The organism is Bacillus sp. RE35 (assembly GCF_052146655.1).
Classification (GTDB): domain Bacteria; phylum Bacillota; class Bacilli; order Bacillales; family Bacillaceae_G; genus Bacillus_A; species Bacillus_A cereus.
The window spans coordinates 270,001-272,500 of sequence record NZ_CP197377.1; the positions used below are offsets into that span (position 1 = coordinate 270,001).

Consider the following 2,500-nt stretch of genomic DNA (forward strand, 5'->3'; position numbering starts at 1 on the left):
GCGGAACACGTGAAATTCCGTCGGAATCTGGGAGGACCATCTCCCAAGGCTAAATACTCCCTAGTGATCGATAGTGAACCAGTACCGTGAGGGAAAGGTGAAAAGCACCCCGGAAGGGGAGTGAAAGAGATCCTGAAACCGTGTGCCTACAAATAGTCAGAGCCCGTTAACGGGTGATGGCGTGCCTTTTGTAGAATGAACCGGCGAGTTACGATCCCGTGCGAGGTTAAGCTGAAGAGGCGGAGCCGCAGCGAAAGCGAGTCTGAATAGGGCGTTTAGTACGTGGTCGTAGACCCGAAACCAGGTGATCTACCCATGTCCAGGGTGAAGTTCAGGTAACACTGAATGGAGGCCCGAACCCACGCACGTTGAAAAGTGCGGGGATGAGGTGTGGGTAGCGGAGAAATTCCAATCGAACCTGGAGATAGCTGGTTCTCCCCGAAATAGCTTTAGGGCTAGCCTTAAGTGTAAGAGTCTTGGAGGTAGAGCACTGATTGGACTAGGGGTCCTCATCGGATTACCGAATTCAGTCAAACTCCGAATGCCAATGACTTATCCTTAGGAGTCAGACTGCGAGTGATAAGATCCGTAGTCAAAAGGGAAACAGCCCAGACCGCCAGCTAAGGTCCCAAAGTGTGTATTAAGTGGAAAAGGATGTGGAGTTGCTTAGACAACTAGGATGTTGGCTTAGAAGCAGCCACCATTTAAAGAGTGCGTAATAGCTCACTAGTCGAGTGACTCTGCGCCGAAAATGTACCGGGCTAAATACACCACCGAAGCTGCGGATTGATACCAATGGTATCAGTGGTAGGGGAGCGTTCTAAGGACAGTGAAGTCAGACCGGAAGGACTGGTGGAGTGCTTAGAAGTGAGAATGCCGGTATGAGTAGCGAAAGACGGGTGAGAATCCCGTCCACCGAATGCCTAAGGTTTCCTGAGGAAGGCTCGTCCGCTCAGGGTTAGTCAGGACCTAAGCCGAGGCCGACAGGCGTAGGCGATGGACAACAGGTTGATATTCCTGTACCACCTCTTTATCGTTTGAGCAATGGAGGGACGCAGAAGGATAGAAGAAGCGTGCGATTGGTTGTGCACGTCCAAGCAGTTAGGCTGATAAGTAGGCAAATCCGCTTATCGTGAAGGCTGAGCTGTGATGGGGAAGCTCCTTATGGAGCGAAGTCTTTGATTCCCCGCTGCCAAGAAAAGCTTCTAGCGAGATAAAAGGTGCCTGTACCGCAAACCGACACAGGTAGGCGAGGAGAGAATCCTAAGGTGTGCGAGAGAACTCTGGTTAAGGAACTCGGCAAAATGACCCCGTAACTTCGGGAGAAGGGGTGCTTTCTTAACGGAAAGCCGCAGTGAATAGGCCCAAGCGACTGTTTAGCAAAAACACAGCTCTCTGCGAAGCCGTAAGGCGAAGTATAGGGGGTGACACCTGCCCGGTGCTGGAAGGTTAAGGAGAGGGGTTAGCGTAAGCGAAGCTCTGAACTGAAGCCCCAGTAAACGGCGGCCGTAACTATAACGGTCCTAAGGTAGCGAAATTCCTTGTCGGGTAAGTTCCGACCCGCACGAAAGGTGTAACGATTTGGGCACTGTCTCAACCAGAGACTCGGTGAAATTATAGTACCTGTGAAGATGCAGGTTACCCGCGACAGGACGGAAAGACCCCGTGGAGCTTTACTGTAGCCTGATATTGAATTTTGGTACAGTTTGTACAGGATAGGCGGGAGCCATTGAAACCGGAGCGCTAGCTTCGGTGGAGGCGCTGGTGGGATACCGCCCTGACTGTATTGAAATTCTAACCTACGGGTCTTATCGACCCGGGAGACAGTGTCAGGTGGGCAGTTTGACTGGGGCGGTCGCCTCCTAAAGTGTAACGGAGGCGCCCAAAGGTTCCCTCAGAATGGTTGGAAATCATTCGTAGAGTGCAAAGGCATAAGGGAGCTTGACTGCGAGACCTACAAGTCGAGCAGGGACGAAAGTCGGGCTTAGTGATCCGGTGGTTCCGCATGGAAGGGCCATCGCTCAACGGATAAAAGCTACCCCGGGGATAACAGGCTTATCTCCCCCAAGAGTCCACATCGACGGGGAGGTTTGGCACCTCGATGTCGGCTCATCGCATCCTGGGGCTGTAGTCGGTCCCAAGGGTTGGGCTGTTCGCCCATTAAAGCGGTACGCGAGCTGGGTTCAGAACGTCGTGAGACAGTTCGGTCCCTATCCGTCGTGGGCGTAGGAAATTTGAGAGGAGCTGTCCTTAGTACGAGAGGACCGGGATGGACGCACCGCTGGTGTACCAGTTGTTCTGCCAAGGGCATAGCTGGGTAGCTATGTGCGGAAGGGATAAGTGCTGAAAGCATCTAAGCATGAAGCCCCCCTCAAGATGAGATTTCCCATAGCGTAAGCTAGTAAGATCCCTGAAAGATGATCAGGTTGATAGGTTCGAGGTGGAAGCATGGTGACATGTGGAGCTGACGAATACTAATAGATCGAGGACTTAACCATAT

At 52.4% G+C, this 2,500-nt stretch carries 1 rRNA gene (cut by a window edge); it reads left to right on the forward strand.

The window, feature by feature from the left end:
* Positions 1-2,498 (forward strand): 23S ribosomal RNA (locus ACTL4X_RS01560) (it extends 423 nt beyond the left edge of the window).
* Positions 2,499-2,500: the final 2 nt, after the last annotated feature.